We start from the raw sequence: 18,230 nt of genomic DNA, 5'->3' as shown, positions 1-18,230 counted from the left end.
AATGATCCAAAAAGCATGTATTATAAGGAAAATATACTCACTCTATCGTCACTTATTTTTCGCTTTTATTATCAATGAAAAACATTTCTCTTTTTACTCTCTATCAACCTTTCCACATGATGAATCATAACAATAGAATTTCTATATTGTCAACAACTTTTATGACCTAGTAATAAAAGTTGGTTATATTTTTATAATCATACTTTATTTCACTAAAGAAAATGTATATATTACATAAGGATTTATCCACTATCTATAGACATTTTCTTAAACGCCATAGACCCTATCTCATTCAATAAATCTCTATGTAATCAACAAACAGAATCACTTGAATTTAGTTTTATATAAATCCTACTTCTTCATAATGCCCCACCTAATTAATTATATCAAAATAATTTATAACCTCTTTTAATAAAAATAGACTTCTTCTAAAACAACACACATGAATTTCATATAATATGGAAATATTAAAAGGAAAATTGTTCTAAAATCAGGAGGTTTCAGCAATGACAAGTGATACATTTCCACAACTGCCGCTATCTTATTGGATTGAATCTACTCAGTTTCCTACTTTCCCTCGTTTATCCGAAAATATAAAGGCGAAAGTTGCTATTATCGGTGCTGGTATTACAGGTATTACTACTGCCTATTTACTTGCAAAAGAAGGCATCGATGTTGTTTTAATTGATTCTGGTCGTATTTTAAACGGGACGACTGGGCATACAACAGCGAAAGTAACAGCACAACATGATCTTATTTATGATGAATTAATAAATCACTTCGGTGTAGAAAAGGCCGGGCTTTACTATGAATCAAATAATCAGGCTCTACAATTCATAAACGAAACTGTTCAAACATATAAAATCGACTGTAATTTCTCAAATGAAGATTCATATTTATATACAACTACTGATAACGGATTAAGAAATTTATCGAAAGAATATGAAGCTTATCAAAAATTAAATATACCTTGTGATTATGTTCAATCTCTATCGATTCCTATTCCAGTACAATCTGCACTTGTCATGAAAAATCAAGCACAATTCCATCCCCTTCTTTATTTAAAAACACTTTTAGAAAAGTTTGTGGAGATGGGTGGAAAGGTCTACGAACAAACAACAGCTATGGATGTGGAAAAGGGAGATTATCCACAAATAATTACAAAAGAGGGCCATCATATCACTTGTGAATATGTTGTCTCTTGTTCACATTTTCCTTTTTATGATGCGAATAGCTTTTTCTTTACGCGAATGTACGCAGAACGCTCCTACGCTCTTGCAATAAAAGCCAAAACAGATTATCCAGGTGGCATGTATTTAAGTATTGATGATCCAAAGCGCTCCTTACGCTATATAACAAACAATGGAGAGAAATTAATTTTAATTGGCGGAGAAAGTCATAAAACAGGACAAGGAATAAATACGATGCTTCATTATGAAGCACTCTATTCTTTTGCTGAAGCAACTTTTGGAATAGACGAGGTTCCTTATAGATGGTCAGCACAAGATTTAATCACTCTAGATAAGCTTCCTTATATCGGACATATTAACGAAAGAAATCCAAATATATTTGTTGCAACTGGATATCGCAAATGGGGAATGACAACTGGAACTGCTGCCGCTCAGCTACTGAAGGACTCCATCCTAAAAGTCCACAGTCCCTATAAAGAACTGTATGCACCATCACGCTTCCATGCAAATCCAGATATAAAAACGTTCCTCTCCCAGAACATTGATGTTGCGAAACATTTAATTGAAGGAAAGATCGAAACCGCATTACGTAAGCCAGAAGATCTCGAAGTTGGTGAAGGATCTGTCGTACATGTTAACGGTAAACGAGCAGGTGCTTATAAGGACAAAGAAGGAAAATTACATATCGTCGATACAACTTGTACACATCTCGGCTGTGAAGTTGAATGGAATAATGGTGATTGTACCTGGGATTGTCCTTGCCATGGTTCTCGTTTTTCAATTGAAGGAGACGTTCTTGAAGGTCCAGCAGATCAACCGTTAAAACGAGTTGATAATGAGTGAACAAATAAAGAAGTTCAACATAATTACTGTTGAACTTCTTTATTTGTTATAAAACCTTTTCAGATAAATTTCAACACAGGGAGGAAAATATTAACATTAAATGAAATAATATATTCATCTACAAATTAAAAAGGGGGGGAATATTATGCAACCTTCAGCTCCACCTCATCTAGAATCTACAGAAACTATCTTTTCAAGCTCTATTACAAAACTTGTTGTTTTTATTTGTTGGCTAGCCATTTTAGCTGATGGATATGATTTAGGTATTTACGGTGCCGTTCTACCAAAGCTCCTAGAAGACAAAAGCTGGGCGCTATCACCATCGCACGCTGGCACAATTGCAAGCTATGCTTTATTTGGGATGTTTATTGGGGCTATTCTAGTTGGAACGATTACAGATCTAATTGGACGTAAATGGACGCTTATATGCTGTTTAGCACTTTTTTCTATCACAATGGGTTTAGCGGCTATCGCTCCTTCTCCTGAGTTATTTGGATTATCTCGATTTATAGGAGGAATCGGATTAGGCGGTGTTATCCCAACAGCTTCAGCACTTACTGTTGAATATTCACCCAAAAAAAGGCAATCTTTTATTTATGCTCTTATGTTTACTGGCTATCCTTTAGGTATCGTGTTAGGTGCTATTTTGTCTATATTTATGTTAGAAGATTTCGGATGGAGAATTATGTTTGGTATCGGAATGATTCCACTACTCCTCATTCCTTTCATTATTCGCTATTTACCTGAGTCCATTCAATTTTTATTATCACGTAATCGCCAAGAAGAAGTGAACCAAATTCTTAATCGTTTTCCAATTGAATTTCATGTGAAAAATAAAACTCATCAAGCTCCATCTACTATACAAAAGAAAAATGGATTTACTACGTTATTCTCAAAAGAATACATAAAAGCAACGCTACTTTTTTGGATCACTTATATAATGGGAATGTTTTTAATATACGGTTTAAACACTTGGTTACCACAGATGATGCGCCAGGCAGGATATCCTCTTGGGTCTAGTCTGTCATTTCTACTTATGCTAAATATTACCGCAGCTATCGGCGCATTATTCGCTGGAGCAATTGCTGATCGTATAGGAGCAAAAATTGTTATTAGCATCTCTTATCTTATGGCAGCTATATGTATCGGACTATTAACAATCAAACCATCTGTTACAATCATTTATCTTTTAATTGGCCTTGCTGGTATTGGATCAGTCGGTATTACTCAAATATTAAATGCATATGTAACACAATACTTCCCATCACATATCCGAGCTACCTCCTTAGGCTGGGGACTGGGGCTTGGCCGAGTTGGTGCAATTGCTGGCCCAATTCTTGTCGGTATTATTATGACAATGCAATATGACTTAGCATGGAATTTTTACTTATTCTCCTTTGCAGGTCTTATCGCAGCTATATCTGTTTTCTTCATTCCTACAAAATAAAAAGGGCACAAACTTACTTGTGCTCTTTTTCATATGCTTCAAACAACATATCTCGAAACAATGTATTTAAACTCTCAATATCGATTCCTGATCCCTTTTCAATTCCTTTTACATATTCCTGATAGTAATGAATTTGTTCTTCTAAAAATTGATTTAGCACCTTAATTTTCAATCCAACATCTAATTCAGTACCTGCTTTTTTCTTTATTAACAACTTTTCAATTTCATCTAATACGCTACGTTCTAATGATAATTCTGTAATCAATCGGTCAAATTCTACAGGAGGTAAAGTCGTTTTCTCTTCTAGCCACTTACAAGCTAAAATGGGACGTAATACATAAAAGTACTTTTTCAGCTTTACATTCTCACCTTGCAAAAATTCACGATAATTTTTCGACGCCATATGTAAATAATGATATATCGTTGCTTTTGGATCAAAATTCTTCTCACTCATCTGTTGAAGTAGTTCTGGAAAATTAGAGTTTTTCGAATAAAAAATTGGTGATCGAATCCACTCAAGTAAAGCAGGATTCGACTTCGCGAATAGTTGCAATGCCTTTTTAATATCCCAACCACTTATATCTAAATCATCGCTAATTGGATATTCAATTACATCTCGTTTATCATGAATTGATAAATACCATTCTACTGGATGTATATAAATAAACCTAACATCATAATCGCTATCTTTCGATGGAAACCCCCAAGCACGACTCCCTGATTCCACCGCAAATAAAATTTTCACATCATTCTCTTTTTCAATTCTTTCTAACTCCAACTCGATTTTCTCTCTCATTTCATAACAACTCCATTTTTTGATTATTTCCTTGGAAATTCGACAATACACTATTAATTTTACTACATACTAAAAAAACTGTCAGAAATTACTGACAGCCTAATGAAACGTCTATTGTTGCTTTTCAATTACAGTAGCAGCAATTCGTTCAAACTCTTTTTGAATCTCCTCTTTATATGCATCTACTATTGAAAAATCCATAGCAGCAATATAAATTCGTTCTAATTTATCACGAACCGATTTTGCTTTCGCTAAGAAAGACATCGCCTCATTCATTTTTGCTTTATATTGAATGGAGACATCACGAATTTCCTTCGCATATTTCTCATCCGTCCCTGGCGTAACAATAAGGGCATACATATCAATAATTTCATCACCCTCGCGACTTGGAAAATATTCATGTGGTGCGGTGCTATCAAAAATTGCAAATCCTAATTCTCTTACGATAACCATATCAAGACTATTCGGGTCAAATCCGCAATGATATACTTCAACTTCAAACCCTTTTTCCTCAGCTGCCTTAGCTAACTTTTTGAGCATCGTTGATTTTCCAGAGCCTGGGCGCCCTTTTATAAAATAACGATGTGGTAACCCTTCTGTTAAATTAGGAACAAAATCAACTGCTCCTTTCGGTGTAGCAGCTCCTAAAAAACGATGTTTTACAAGCGATTGTCTCCCGCTTTTATCTGCAAATAATTTCTGGATTAGCTGATTGGTTAGTTCATTTGCTTTATTAAAATCTATATTATCAATATATATCTTCTCCCACTCATCATGTATAACCAATGCCTCTTTAAAACGTGCGTAAGCAGACTGAAAAGCTTTGCTTGCTTCTGAAACAAATCTTTCAATTTCTAACTTCTGCTTTCTTAGTTTATCTGAGTCCCAAGCAATTCCTAAATTTATATACTCTTCAACAACTCCTGGCATTTTTGGCTCAATAACATGCGGCGATGTCCCATCAACAATTCCTACTTTTAATTTTGGGATAATTACACCATCAACCGATTTATTATCAGAAGAACAATGTAACAATTCAATATCATATCCTTTTTCAATCCATTCACGACCTATTGCCTTTATTAAAGAAGATTTTCCCGTTCCTGGGCCACCCTTTAAGATAAATAATCTGTCTAATCCTTTTAAATTCTCTTCGTATAAATTGTGAAATCCCCTAGCTGTATTACCACCAGCATAATAATTTAATACATTTCCTGTCACTGCACTCACTCCTTCGCAGCATTCTATTTACATAACCTACAATATGCGAGCAGCTTTATTTGGGTGAATACCTATTTTGTATTGCACGAAAAAAGGAAATGAATTACAATTTAACTATCGGAAAATTCCGTTTTCAAAAAAACTGAATACTTCTTTATCAAGAGAGGCAGAGGGACCGGCCCTTTGAAGCCCAGCAACCTCAGTTTATACAAACTGAATAGGTGCTAATTCCTGCAAAATGCATTGCATTTTGGAAGATAAAACTCAACTAGCATGTAAAGCTCACCTTTCTTGATATTGAAGGGTGAGCTTTTTATTATTTGAAAAATATATATTGGAGGTATGTAAAATGAAAGTAATTGATTTATCGCAAACATTTGAAAATAATATGTCTCAATTTCCTGGAACACCTAAAATACAACTAGAAGCTGTTACAAGTGTTGAAGAATCAGGCTATCAAGTTACAGATTTTCATTCTGTCGTTCATGTTGGCACGCATTGTGATGCTCCTGCGCATTTTATTTCAGGCGCAACGACCATCGATCAATTACCGCTGGATCAATTTGTAGGTGAAGCTGTTCTTATAGATGTAACACATATTCAAGAGCGAAAATTACCTAAGGCAGTATTGCATAATACTGACATAAAAGAAGGTGATATTGTTATTTTTCATTCTAATCTATCCACCAAATGGAATACAGAAGCTTATGAGAAAGAAGCATTTTATCTTTCTGAAGAATTAGCTGAAGAATTAGTTCAATTAAAAGTAAAATCTATCGGTTTAGATTTCATTTCTCCTGATGAAGTCACAACAGAAACATCACCGATTCATCACATATTACTAGGGAATAATATTTACTTAATTGAAAACTTAACAAATCTAGATGCTATCGAAACAAAACGTTTCTTTTTCTCAGCCGCACCTTTAAAAATTAAAAATAGTGACGGTGCTTTCGCAAGAGCATTTGCTGTTATATTTTAAACACAACCTATAAAGTGAACCTTTAATCAGTGGGGGTTTTGTTCATCCCACACCTAACTTCTTTGCTTCCGCTGAATTTTAAGGTGGGGGTCTTACTGCCCGGCAAATAGCGGGATTAAAAAAAGCAAAGGCCACTACTGGTCTTTGCTTCTATATTTTCTATTTAAATTAAGAAAGAATTGTTCCACACGGGGACGCACCCAAGCTAAACAATCTATCTCTTTCTTCTTTGTGCAAGCTATCTCTTCTCCATCTACCATTTCAACAAGTTCTAGTTCTAACAGTTGCCTCGTGAATGCTAACATATTCACTTCTTCAGATGGATACTCTTCTTTTAATTTCTCCTCAATTTCTCCCAATAAAAAACCGTCACGCATCATTGCCAATGCATCAATCCAAAGTGGCGGCATTTCATATTTTTCTCCTGTAATTGTATCTTTTACAATATAATTCTTTTGCTCTTTTCGAAATTGAATCGTGTGTAAACATACAGTCGAATTTAATGTTAATTCCATCATACCACCTCTTTCATAATATCTGCATAGAAAAAAGGATGCGCGTGCACCCCTTCTTATCTTTTCATAACACTACTGAACCGTTACATGAGTAATCAATCTCATGTCGATATTTTCCTCCATTATAAACGAAGTATTTTATAAAAAAAACCCTTCTTGAAACATTTTATAAAATGTTTATATTTACACAACAAGAACACTTTTCTGAAAAATCTTTTCTCCCAATACATTAAACGGTCGGCAGAAAAATTTCTACTTTCGTTCCTACTCCTAGACTACTTTGGATTGTGATACTCCCTTGATGTTCCTTAATAATTTTATATGTAATCATTAATCCAAGTCCTGTACCAGTCTCCTTTGTTGTGTAAAATGCCTTGCCGATTTTTTCCAACTTTTCATTCTCTATACCAAATCCTTGGTCTTCAACAGAAATACACAAATGTCCTTGCGTTTTTTGATATGCACGGATATGAATTTCTCCGCCCTCTGGCATTGATTCTATTCCATTTTTAATGATATTTAATAACACTTGTTTTAATTGCTTATCATCACCGTTTATAGCCGGTAAATTCCCATCTACTTGTAAATGACATTTAACTCTATATTGCATTGCATAACTTTCCATTAGATGCACAACATATAGAAGGATGTCTCGTATATTACACCTTTCATAATTTGTTGGCTTTGGTTTTCCTAACAACATCAATTCACTAACAAATCCATTAACCCTTTCAATTTCTTGTAACATAATGTCGTAGCTCATCGTATCAGCTGGATTTCTTTCTTTTTGCATTTGCGTAAACCCTTTTAACGCTGTTAACGGATTTCGAATTTCATGGGCAATTGTTGTAGACATAGTTCCAATCACAGCTAAATTTTCCGTCTCTTTCATATTGTTCATCATTTCAACCACTGTTCTTACATAAGATTGAAATCGTTTTAATAAAGAATGTGAAATAATGAAATAGAATACACATAAAACAAGTGGAATTACCACTTTTAAATCTTGTAATAGCAATGTGAAAAATACGTACTTTCCAATTACACTAAAGGAAACTAAATAAAAGTATTTTCTATTCACGAAAACTGGGGCAAATAAAATTAATAACATTTCTACCATACTACCATGTTCAAAAGGTCTATCCGTTCGCAAATAAATCATTAAATTATTAACAAGATTGATAAACATGTACCCAAATAAAAATAAATATTTTACAGAATATACATACCCTCTTTTTTGAAGGTATATAGAAATAGGAAATATTGCTATTACAAATATAGGCACACCTATCCCAAGACTACCTTCTGGCCAACCTACCGCTGTTCCACTAATATTCATAGCAGGATACACAAAATAATATATAGCGTCATATAAAAAGAATATAATATAGAATAATAATATAAATACCTTTAAGGCTCTTCTTTCTTCATAAATCAAGCTCTTGTATTTGTTCATATAAAAACTCCCCTTGATCGATACAAAAAACTTTCATTGTTATCTCCTTAAAGTATAAGTATGAAATTGCTTTCAGGGCAATATTTAACCTTATAATACTAAAAGGAAGGAGATCTCTCCTTCCTTTTGGTAACAAATTACACCCATCTTACCCTGTCATGTAACAATCCATCAGTAAAATTATTATGCCCCATTACAAAATCCTTCATATATAAATTTAAATACTCACCGTACTTACTTTCTGTATTTAATAACAACTCCTCGACGTAATAAGCACCTTGTTCAAAGCGATCTAAAAGTAAACTGGACAAGCCCGCATAAATCCCGCACCCTACCTGAAAATACGTTGCATTCGTTTTATATTTACGAAAAACTTGGCTACTATTCATCACATTATACATATATGTCTCACTATTTTCATAAACGAGTAACACACCGACCAAGTCCTCTCCAGCAACCTCTTCTTCCGCTGGATTAAACACTTTACGATTCCAGTTCCATAAATCTTCTACTTGGTCTAAATTCTGTCTAATTATATTTGTTGTATACTCATTAATTCGGTAAAGAAAACCAACTTCCATATTAAAGTTTTTCCCTAAAATTAATACTTCCTCATGTGGCATTAAACAACCATAGAATTCTTTTTCTCCCAACTTCACTTTATACTCTGAAGCATATACATCTTCATAAAAGTAAAGAGGACGATGTTGACTCATATACATCGGATAACTCCAGATTGCTTCATCTAAAAATCGCTCTACTGCCCATGAAGCATAAAGTGTATGTGGCTTTATAAGCGCTATATCATTCAAAAACGACGTGTCATGTTCTACAATATAACATGCTCTTGGCCTTTCATTTGGTCGTTCCTTCATAAGTTCAACAACCATCCATTGAACAACACCTGGATTCATACCTGAACCTATAATCGCTTTTGTATTTGTAAATTTCTCTTTCTCCTTCTCAAACCTTGTATATCTTTCCGTAAGCTGAAAGCCGATTAAGCTATCGTCCTGATCTACGGCCTCATTTTCCAAGGCTGAATTAATATAACAAATTCCTAGTTCATTACAGCAGCTTAATACTCTAATTGTATCTGCTCCTGAAACATCAATCACAACACTCGTTCTTTTTTCTTTTAAATGTTGTTTAAATTCCACTACATTTTGAAGGTTTATTTCATATAAATATAAGCGACCTTTCAAATTCGAAAACAACTCATCATAATAAGTCCTATCTTTTTGTTTTATATCCACCAAATGAAATTTGGCATTCTTTAATACTTCATAAATTGGATCTTTTTCATTTGCTATCGCTTGATTTAAAATTGCTAAAACTGCTTTTGCTGCTCCACCAGCACTACCAAGCAATGTAATTGATAACGAATTCGGAAACTGCTCCACAAACAAAACCCCTTTAATAAATTAGTTGAGCAGCTCCTCCTCAAAAAATAAATTGAATACATAAAAAGATAGCTCGTACATATTTCTTTATAAAGTAGTGCAAAATTATTTTTAAAAGATCACACTATAATATATTTATATTCAATTCATTTTTCCCCTCATATCCAAATTAAACTAAATAAATAGGCTCGACCTTTTCTTCTGCATATAAAAGAAAAAGCCAGCCCTTCCAACTAATCTACGGACAATGGACGGATTTTACATGTTGAATATTCACATACATTTTTGCATCACGTGCTTTTGATATTTCAATATGACCTTCATCAATTTTCGCCATTTTTCCAATTTTATTGGACTCCTCACCTAAATCGAACACCATAATTTTCCCTGTCATTTTAATAAGCTGTTCTTCAAACGTTCTAGCTAACGTAATATTTAACGGATTTACGGGGAGTTCATTTTTATTGAGGGCATACGGTACTTGGTTTTCTTTATACGGAATTAACCATTTTAAATGCTTTAAAGATATATATACCGTTTTATAAACCGGACTATAAAAAACAATATAATCGTTCATCACACTTGTAACATAACCATGTATTGGAGCATTTCCTGCTACATAAACTTCTGTAAAAATACCTTTAGAAGTACTTAATACTTTTCTCAAAGAAATTGAAGGGGATTCCCTCTTAATTACAGAATCAACATCTGGTTTTGATATTTCTTCGTCATATGGTCTTAAAAATTTATAGTATTGTACATGATATAAAGATATATATACGTAATCTTGTCCATTGTAAAGAACAACGATATCATTTCCTACATCAATTAATACACCTTTAAATCTTTTTTCACCGATTAATTTAACATATATATTTTCTCCAATACTTTTATTCAACTCATTCATCTATATCCTCCTTCCTATGAATATCAGCTTTCCTATCTTCCGTTTCAAAAAAAATAATCAGGGCAATGTTTTGTCTTAATAGTAAGTAATTCCTTTTCATACTATCGAAATAAGAAATTGTTCTTCTCTTTCCCTCATAATGCCCCTCTTATTTATTAAACATTATTCATCTTCATTCTTTTTACATTTCACTACTTGACTCACACTCTTAATATGATAATTAATGATATAAATGACTTCATCGCAGTTTACTAGTGTAATACATTCTTCATGCACTTCACTTAATAATCCTTCCACACATTCTGGACCGCCACGATTAATCTTTACCCACTTATACTTCAAGTCACGTAATACATCGACAAAAGTATCATCATCAGAGCAGAAACATGAAACATAGGAATCGCCACATTTACTTTCTTTCACTTTCTTAGCTAGACTCTTCACATGTTTCAATTGGTAATATACTAATTCACCAAGAGGAAGTTGTAATGTAAGGTAATCTCTCCCTAACGATACAAGTACCCCCACTCGACTCTCTGGTCCACGAAGATTTACTTTTACAGTCTCACCGACTAAGCATTTAATTTGCTCACAGCATAATATACTTTCCAAATTTGTATCCTCCTTTCTTATTATCTTCCTCTACTTGACTGTCTTTGTGCGCGAGCTCGACCTGAATTATCGCTACTACTTTCCTTACTATTACTATCTTCGCTCTCATCGCTCTCTCCGCATGCTAATGCATTATAGTTAACACTTTTAATATGCTTTATTGCAATTAATATAACTTCTTCTTTTACAATTAATGTAACGAAGTCACAAGAAACATCTTGTAAAATGCCTTCCACTTTCTCTGGACCACCGCGATTAATTTTCACCCAGCAATATTTGAAGCTTAGAAGTAGTGCTTCAAAGTCGTCTGCACATTCGCAATCTTCCCAATCACAATCACTTGATCCACAGTCTTTTGCATTTTTCGTAATACTTTTCAGATGGCTAAGTTGATAGTAATAAAGCTCACCTTTTTCATTCTTCAATACGAAGTAGTCCGGACATACTGATATTATTGTTCCTTTTTGAGATTCTGGACCACCCCTGTTTACTCTCACAAAAGATCCAATTAAGTCTTTCAGAAAATCACAATGAAATAAACTCACGAGAAAACCCCTTCCATTAATTTATAAGCTTTTGCACTGATAGTATATGTATCTGTACAGGTTACGTTCTCTATGTTTGTCCTAGCTAGAAAAAAATATGCTTTTAACATGGTAGACTACTACCTATCAAAAATATAAGAAATTCTGCGTGCCCATTAGGATTTTGATACATTTAAACAAAAATCCCGTATGAAGATACATTTCTGCATATCTTCATACGGGATTTCCCAAAGTTTAGTCTTCGTCTTTAACATCCATATCTTCTGAAATTGGTTCATTTAATATTTCTTCCACTAACTGCTTATATTTCTCCATTTGTTCTAAATGTGTATTGAATTGTTCTTTATTTACTAAATATTGCTCTCCATCGAATAGCGCACGAATTTTCTTTTGCTGAATTAACTCTTCAATATACGATTTCGGTAAATTCAAATACTCCGCAGTCTCTTCTACTGTTATATACAATGCGTTCATTCCTTTATTATTTTTTCATCTATACTGTATCTTACTTTACTTTATTTTTGTAAACAAATAAAAAAGATTTTGTAAATGCAGTTCAAAAAGCAGGTAGATGCATTCCATATATTGTATAGTATTATATAGTAAGAATTTTTTAAATATAGAATGGTATTACCCATTTACACAAAGGAGAGTTAACATATGGCTACTCGTCACATCATTACAATGTTAGAAAAAACACTACAAGTTGAAACAGAAAACACAATTTCTCATTTGAATGTATCTTTATCTGATCGTTTTCTTTCTCAAAGCACAGCAATACATGAAAACAATTGTTATCATACAATTGGTGAATGGTACAAAAATCATTTCTTATTCCAACAAGATGATTTCCTTTGGGCTAAATATGCTTTCTATGACGCATATTGTGAAGCCATCAAAAAACAAGGCCATCTTACAAAACGCGTCCGTCAAATATTAGAATCATTGGCTCGAAAACATGGAAAACAATATATTGCTTCTATACTAAATATGCCATTTCCTAATGAACGCGCTAAAGGGACAGCGTAATTTAGCCATGTTCTGCGTAAGCAAAACATAGCTAAATTGTTTTCTAGGATGCTTTACCAATAAAATGTTCATATCATATGAACTGATGAAACCGGTGTCATTATAATGATTGAAAATATAGTAAACAGGAAAACCCCCACGTACATCTCTCATCCATTTGAATAGAGAAGTATGTGGGGGTATACTTGTTCCTTATTATTTCATCATCTGTTTAATCAGTTCTCGATTTCTCTTCTTAAATACTTCATTATGAGAAGAAACCATTCCGTACTCACTTGCATCTGGTTGGATAAATTGCTTTGCTTTATTCACAGCATTTCCAGCATCTTGGAATGCACCTGCAATTAAGTGTAGTTTCCCTTCGTGCTTTAAAATATCTCCAGCAGCATATAATCCATCTACTGAAGACTCACTATTTGCATTACCTGCAATATAATAATTATCTATAATCGCAACGTCTAACTCACTATTTTCTAATAATGTAATGTCACGTTCATATCCATGATTAATAATAACTTCATCAATAGGTAAATGAGAAACCTCACCTGTTTCATGATTTGTCAATTCTACATATTCGATCGCTTCATGATTATCACCAGCAATGAGTTTTGTAATCGATGTATTAAAGAAACACTCCGCCGAGCTGTTCAGCAGTTGTTTTACTTGTGCTTCATGACCAGATAATTCTTCTTTTCTATATGTTACATACACTTTTTTCGCAATTGGTTCTAATTCATTTGCCCAATCAACCGCAGAATTTCCTCCGCCGGAAATAATGACCGTCTTACCTTTGAAACGCTTTAAAGATTTCACTGTATAATTTAAATTAGATACTTCAAATCGCTCAGCACCTTCAATTGATAGCTTTTGAGGTTTCAATATACCACTTCCAGTTGCGACGATAACTGTTTTTGAAAAATGTTCTTCGCCATTGCTTGCTTTTAACGTAAAAGTGCCATCTTCGTTACGAATAATCGATTCTACTTTTGTATTTAATACCACTTCTGGCTTAAATGTTAGCCCTTGCTGTACAAGTTGTTCAATTAATTTATCACCTGTAACTGGCAGCAGCCCTCCTACATCCCAAATCATCTTCTCTGGATAAACATGTATTTTTCCACCTAACTGTGGTTGAAATTCTATTATTTTCGTTTTCATCTCTCTGAGTCCACTATAAAAAGCTGAATAAAGCCCTGCAGGTCCTCCGCCTATCACAGTTACATCAAACAATTCTTCTTGATTCATTCGTGTCACTCCTCAGCTACTAGTCATTGATTATCATTCTCAATAAAATATAACCTGTTTCCGCAAAATTTACAATCAAAATTACTATTGACAATACACCTATATAAAATTATATTATTTAAAGAATCAATAGTGATAATCATTATCAATTTGTTAATAATTAGCAAATTGAGATTACATCTTCTTTCATTAATATGGTTAATACTATATTATAAAATCTCATATTCAAGATTTTTAATAAATTATTTTGCATTACCACTACTCTTTCAAAAAGATTACAGTTAAACAAATTATTGTATACACATATCATCTATGTTAAAGGAGAAAGACGATGAAAAAGTTATTTATTTCACTAACAGTTCTTTTCGTTCTTGTTATGAGTGCTTGTAGCAATGGCTCTACAGACAAAAAGAACGATGCAAAAGGTAGTAAATCAGAAACAATTACATACCAATCTGAAAATGGTAAAGTAGAAGTTCCTGCAAATCCAAAACGCGTTGTTGTATTATCATCATTCGCTGGTAACGTAATGTCATTAGATGTAAATCTTGTTGGGGTAGATTCATGGTCTAAACAAAACCCACGTTTTGATAGCAAACTTAAAGATGTTGCTGAAGTATCAGATGAAAATGTTGAAAAAATCGCTGAACTAAATCCAGATTTAATCATCGGTTTATCAAATATTAAAAATGTCGATAAGTTAAAGAAAATCGCTCCTACTGTAACATACACTTACGGAAAAGTTGATTACTTAACACAGCATTTAGAAATTGGTAAGTTATTAAACAAAGAAAAAGAAGCAAAAACTTGGGTTGATGACTTCAAGAAACGTGCACAAGAAGCTGGTAAAGAAATTAAAGCAAAAATCGGTGAAGATGCAACAGTTTCTGTTGTAGAAAACTTCAACAAACAGCTTTATGTATACGGCGAGAACTGGGGCCGCGGAACAGAAATCCTGTACCAAGAAATGAAATTAAAAATGCCTGAAAAAGTAAAAGAAAAAGCATTAAAAGAAGGTTACTACGCATTATCTACTGAGGTATTACCGGAATTTGCTGGTGATTACTTAATCGTAAGTAAAAATAAAGAGACTGATAACTCATTCCAAGAGACAGAATCATATAAAAACATCCCAGCAGTAAAAAATAATCGCGTATATGAAGCAAACATGATGGAATTCTATTTCAATGATCCACTTACATTAGATTTCCAACTAGACTTCTTCAAGAAGAACTTTCTTGGTAAATAATACAAACATGAGGAATTCTTAATTTAAGAATTCCTCTTCCTTTATTCTATGAACAGAAAAGATGTGAAACGAATGACAAAAGATCATGAAAATCCACGTTCTATAGCTTTTACATACAAACTAATTTTAAGCTTAATTGCATTCTTTCTTATTTTTATGGTTGCAATGGTATTAGGTGCTGCAGATACTTCGATAAAAGATGTATGGTTAGCACTCACTTCCTCCGCTAAAGGAGACAAAATATCTATTATTCGAGAAATACGTTTACCACGTGAAGTTGCTGCTATTTTTGTAGGAGCTGGATTAGCCGTTTCTGGAGCGATTATGCAAGGATTAACACGAAATCCACTTGCAGATCCTGGTTTATTAGGGCTATCTGGTGGAGCAAATGCTGCGCTTGCACTGACACTTGCTTTCAATCCTTCCATCAGCTATCTTTACTTAACATTAGCTTGCTTTATCGGTGCGGCAATTGGCGCAATCATGGTATTTGGAATTGGTATGGTGAAAAAAGGCGGCCTTTCTCCTCTTCGAATTGTATTAGCGGGCGCTGCAGTTTCCGCATTTCTACTCGCAATTTCAGAAGGAATCGGCATTTATTTTAAAATTTCACAAGATGTATCACTTTGGACTGCTGGGGGCGTAATTGGAACAACTTGGAGCCAATTAAAAATTATTATTCCAGTCATTTCAATTAGTATCTTTATCGCTATCTTACTAGCAAAAAAATTAACAGTTCTTAGTTTCAGTGAGGAAGTGGCTATTGGACTTGGTCAAAAAATTATTGTTATTAAAACTATTTTATTTATCATTATTATCTTACTTGCAGGTGCATCTGTAGCGCTTGTTGGAAATATGGCATTTATCGGTTTAATGGTACCTCACATGGTACGCCCAATTGTCGGTCCAGATTACCGATTTGTTATACCGATGTCAGCAATTGCTGGAGCTTCCTTTATGCTACTTGCAGATACAATCGGACGTACTATTAACGCTCCGTACGAAACACCAGTTGCGGCAATTGTCGCGATTGTAGGGTTACCATTCTTCCTATTCATTGTACGTAAAGGAGGAAAAACATTCTCATGATGCAATCTATTCTAAGAAAACAACGTCTTATTATACTCGCTTTACTAATACTGACCATCACCACCATTGTAGTTGGAATGGGACTTGGTTCAGCATCTTTATCTTATGATCGACTACTCCCAACATTAATGGGACAAGGGACTTTTAAAGAGGAGTTTGTTTTATACTCTTTAAGACTACCTAGAATTGTGATTACATTATTAGCTGGTATGGCTCTCGCTTTATCAGGGGCTATATTCCAAGGAATTACTCGAAATGATTTAGCTGAACCTGGTATTCTCGGGATCAACTCTGGGGCCGGTGTTGCTGTTGCTATTTTCTTTTTATACTTTCCAATAGATGTAGGTTCATTTCTTTACTTACTACCAGTCGTTGGATTTATCGGGGCTTTTCTGACAGCTGTTCTAATTTACGTATTTTCATATAGTAAATCAACTGGGCTTCAGCCAATCCGACTAACATTAACCGGTATTGGTTTTTCATTTGCACTATCTGGAATGATGATTGTCCTTATTTCATCCGCTGATCGTATGAAAGTGGACTTTATCGCCAAGTGGATTGCCGGAAACATTTGGGGAGATGACTGGGTCTTCGTTTTAGCAATGCTCCCATGGTTAATCGTATTAATTCCGTTCGTTTTCTATAAAGCAAATCGATTAAACATTCTAGCATTAAACGAGCCAGTCGCAATCGGTGTTGGAATTGAAATTGAAAAAGAACGCAGATACTTATTAGTTGCAGCCGTTGCGCTTGCAGCTGCAGCTGTTTCCGTAACAGGAGGAATTAGCTTTATCGGACTAATGGCTCCTCATATCGCGAAATCTTTAGTAGGTCCAAGACATCAAATTTTCATGCCTATTGCCGTTTTAATCGGCGGATGGCTATTGCTATTAGCAGATACAATTGGCCGAAACATCGTTGAACCTAACGGCATCCCAGCAGGTATTGTCGTTGCTTTAATTGGGGCTCCTTACTTTATGTATTTGTTGCTTAAGAAAGCGTAAAAAACACCCTCAAGATCTTTTCTTGAGGGTGTTTTTGTTTCATTCTACTGCTGCCCATACCCTTCAAACTTCTTCGCCAAATTCTCCATCTCATCTTCTGGCAAAAGCTTCGGTTCTCCGACGCTTTTCGTTTGATAATAAATTTGAGCACAAAACTCAATCTCTTCTGCAACAGTAAACGCCATTTTTATATTATTTGCACCAGCAATTAAACCGTGATTTGCAAGTAGCACAGCACGACGATCAATCATGCCTTCAAAAGCAGCATCCGCTAATTGCTTCGTACCAAATGTTTCATACGGTGCACAGCGAACATTCGGGCCTGCGAAAGCAATTAAATATGAAACAGCAGGAAGCTCCCATCCTAATGACGCAATCGTCTTTGCGTAAGGAGAATGTGTATGCACAAGCGCATTTATATCTTCACGATTTCTATAATAAATAAGATGCATATCTAGTTCGCTTGATGGCTTTCTCTCTCCCTCTACCACTTCACCATCTAAGTTTAATATAACTACATCTTCAGGTTTTGTTTCATAATACTCTAAACCACTTGGACTAATCGCAACAAGACCTTGTTCGCGATTGAAAATACTAATATTACCCCCAGTCCCCTTTGTTAAACCACTAGAGATCATTTTCTTTCCATACGCTACAATTTCTTCTCTTTCTTTTTGTAATAACATATACATCCCCC

The 18,230-nt window shown here is 34.2% G+C and carries 18 protein-coding genes and 1 riboswitch; of the genes, 7 read left to right on the top strand and 11 right to left on the bottom strand.

The genetic code is table 11. The features are described from left to right. Positions 1-506: 506 nt before the first annotated feature. Positions 507-2,033 carry an FAD-dependent oxidoreductase gene (locus NZ044_RS02295; RefSeq protein ID WP_000199973.1) on the top strand — a complete coding sequence of 509 codons (1,527 nt, stop codon included), beginning with the start codon at positions 507-509 and terminating at the stop codon, positions 2,031-2,033. A gap of 145 nt (positions 2,034-2,178) precedes the next feature. Next, positions 2,179-3,480: an MFS transporter gene (locus NZ044_RS02290; protein ID WP_001183099.1), complete on the top strand. Its 1,302-nt coding sequence runs from the start codon at positions 2,179-2,181 to the stop codon at positions 3,478-3,480. 13 nt (positions 3,481-3,493) lie between these two features. Here NZ044_RS02290 and NZ044_RS02285 read toward each other — a convergent pair whose 3' ends face one another. Together NZ044_RS02285 and NZ044_RS02280 are read right to left on the bottom strand one after the other, a co-directional pair. Next, positions 3,494-4,276, bottom strand: coding sequence for a nucleotidyltransferase domain-containing protein (locus NZ044_RS02285; RefSeq protein ID WP_001208229.1), 783 nt, complete (start codon positions 4,274-4,276; stop codon positions 3,494-3,496). A gap of 111 nt (positions 4,277-4,387) precedes the next feature. Beyond that, a complete protein-coding gene (locus tag NZ044_RS02280; RefSeq protein ID WP_000147466.1) occupies positions 4,388-5,497 on the bottom strand; it encodes a PRK06851 family protein in 1,110 nt (369 codons plus the stop codon). 151 nt (positions 5,498-5,648) lie between these two features. Beyond that, positions 5,649-5,761, top strand: a riboswitch (SAM riboswitch). Positions 5,762-5,846: 85 nt separating this feature from the next. On the opposite strand from NZ044_RS02280, the gene NZ044_RS02275 reads away from it, so the two are divergent. Beyond that, the gene (locus NZ044_RS02275; RefSeq protein WP_000862976.1) at positions 5,847-6,479 is read left to right on the top strand and encodes a cyclase family protein; all 633 of its coding nucleotides are present in this window, start codon (positions 5,847-5,849) and stop codon (positions 6,477-6,479) included. Positions 6,480-6,613: 134 nt separating this feature from the next. Here the strand turns inward: NZ044_RS02275 and NZ044_RS02270 are convergent, their stop codons facing one another. The 7 genes from NZ044_RS02270 to NZ044_RS02240 form a co-directional block, all read right to left on the bottom strand. Continuing rightward, a complete protein-coding gene (locus NZ044_RS02270) occupies positions 6,614-6,994 on the bottom strand; it encodes a hypothetical protein (protein ID WP_000424116.1) in 381 nt (126 codons plus the stop codon). Positions 6,995-7,223: 229 nt separating this feature from the next. Continuing rightward, positions 7,224-8,450 carry an ATP-binding protein gene (locus NZ044_RS02265; RefSeq protein WP_001046097.1) on the bottom strand — a complete coding sequence of 409 codons (1,227 nt, stop codon included), beginning with the start codon at positions 8,448-8,450 and terminating at the stop codon, positions 7,224-7,226. Positions 8,451-8,587: 137 nt separating this feature from the next. After that, a complete protein-coding gene (locus NZ044_RS02260) occupies positions 8,588-9,853 on the bottom strand; it encodes a hypothetical protein (RefSeq protein WP_000434723.1) in 1,266 nt (421 codons plus the stop codon). 238 nt (positions 9,854-10,091) lie between these two features. Continuing rightward, a complete protein-coding gene (locus NZ044_RS02255) occupies positions 10,092-10,760 on the bottom strand; it encodes a hypothetical protein (RefSeq protein WP_001004281.1) in 669 nt (222 codons plus the stop codon). A gap of 162 nt (positions 10,761-10,922) precedes the next feature. Beyond that, positions 10,923-11,372 carry a hypothetical protein gene (locus tag NZ044_RS02250; protein ID WP_000443833.1) on the bottom strand — a complete coding sequence of 150 codons (450 nt, stop codon included), beginning with the start codon at positions 11,370-11,372 and terminating at the stop codon, positions 10,923-10,925. Between the two features lie 20 nt (positions 11,373-11,392). Beyond that, the gene (locus NZ044_RS02245) at positions 11,393-11,917 is read right to left on the bottom strand and encodes a hypothetical protein (RefSeq protein WP_000051518.1); all 525 of its coding nucleotides are present in this window, start codon (positions 11,915-11,917) and stop codon (positions 11,393-11,395) included. A gap of 234 nt (positions 11,918-12,151) precedes the next feature. Continuing rightward, positions 12,152-12,391, bottom strand: coding sequence for a helix-turn-helix domain-containing protein (locus NZ044_RS02240; protein ID WP_340949518.1), 240 nt, complete (start codon positions 12,389-12,391; stop codon positions 12,152-12,154). Positions 12,392-12,577: 186 nt separating this feature from the next. Here NZ044_RS02240 and NZ044_RS02235 point away from each other — a divergent pair, with 186 nt between their 5' ends. Further along, positions 12,578-12,946, top strand: coding sequence for a hypothetical protein (locus NZ044_RS02235; RefSeq protein WP_000235474.1), 369 nt, complete (start codon positions 12,578-12,580; stop codon positions 12,944-12,946). A gap of 195 nt (positions 12,947-13,141) precedes the next feature. Here NZ044_RS02235 and NZ044_RS02230 read toward each other — a convergent pair whose 3' ends face one another. Next, a complete protein-coding gene (locus NZ044_RS02230) occupies positions 13,142-14,191 on the bottom strand; it encodes an NAD(P)/FAD-dependent oxidoreductase (protein WP_001070938.1) in 1,050 nt (349 codons plus the stop codon). Between the two features lie 331 nt (positions 14,192-14,522). On the opposite strand from NZ044_RS02230, the gene NZ044_RS02225 reads away from it, so the two are divergent. Genes NZ044_RS02225 through NZ044_RS02215 form a run of 3 tightly spaced genes read left to right on the top strand, consistent with a single transcriptional unit; the run spans position 14,523 to position 17,533 of the window. Beyond that, the gene (locus NZ044_RS02225; protein WP_000732570.1) at positions 14,523-15,440 is read left to right on the top strand and encodes an iron-hydroxamate ABC transporter substrate-binding protein; all 918 of its coding nucleotides are present in this window, start codon (positions 14,523-14,525) and stop codon (positions 15,438-15,440) included. Positions 15,441-15,488: 48 nt separating this feature from the next. After that, positions 15,489-16,529 carry a FecCD family ABC transporter permease gene (locus NZ044_RS02220; protein ID WP_002153558.1) on the top strand — a complete coding sequence of 347 codons (1,041 nt, stop codon included), beginning with the start codon at positions 15,489-15,491 and terminating at the stop codon, positions 16,527-16,529. Next, positions 16,526-17,533, top strand: a complete 1,008-nt coding sequence (locus tag NZ044_RS02215) for a FecCD family ABC transporter permease (protein ID WP_000983742.1) — start codon at positions 16,526-16,528, stop codon at positions 17,531-17,533. The genes NZ044_RS02220 and NZ044_RS02215 overlap by 4 nt, the downstream gene beginning before the upstream one ends. 44 nt (positions 17,534-17,577) lie before the next feature. Here NZ044_RS02215 and NZ044_RS02210 read toward each other — a convergent pair whose 3' ends face one another. Continuing rightward, complete coding sequence (locus tag NZ044_RS02210) at positions 17,578-18,219, bottom strand: L-fuculose-phosphate aldolase (RefSeq protein ID WP_000926560.1); 642 nt, start codon at positions 18,217-18,219, stop codon at positions 17,578-17,580. Between the last annotated feature and the right edge of the window lie 11 nt (positions 18,220-18,230).

Origin of the sequence: Bacillus sp. FSL K6-1338 (assembly GCF_038006965.1) — a bacterium.
Lineage (GTDB): Bacteria > Bacillota > Bacilli > Bacillales > Bacillaceae_G > Bacillus_A > Bacillus_A thuringiensis_S.
Note: the sequence above shows the minus strand (reverse complement) of the source record. Positions and strands in the feature narration are given on the sequence as shown.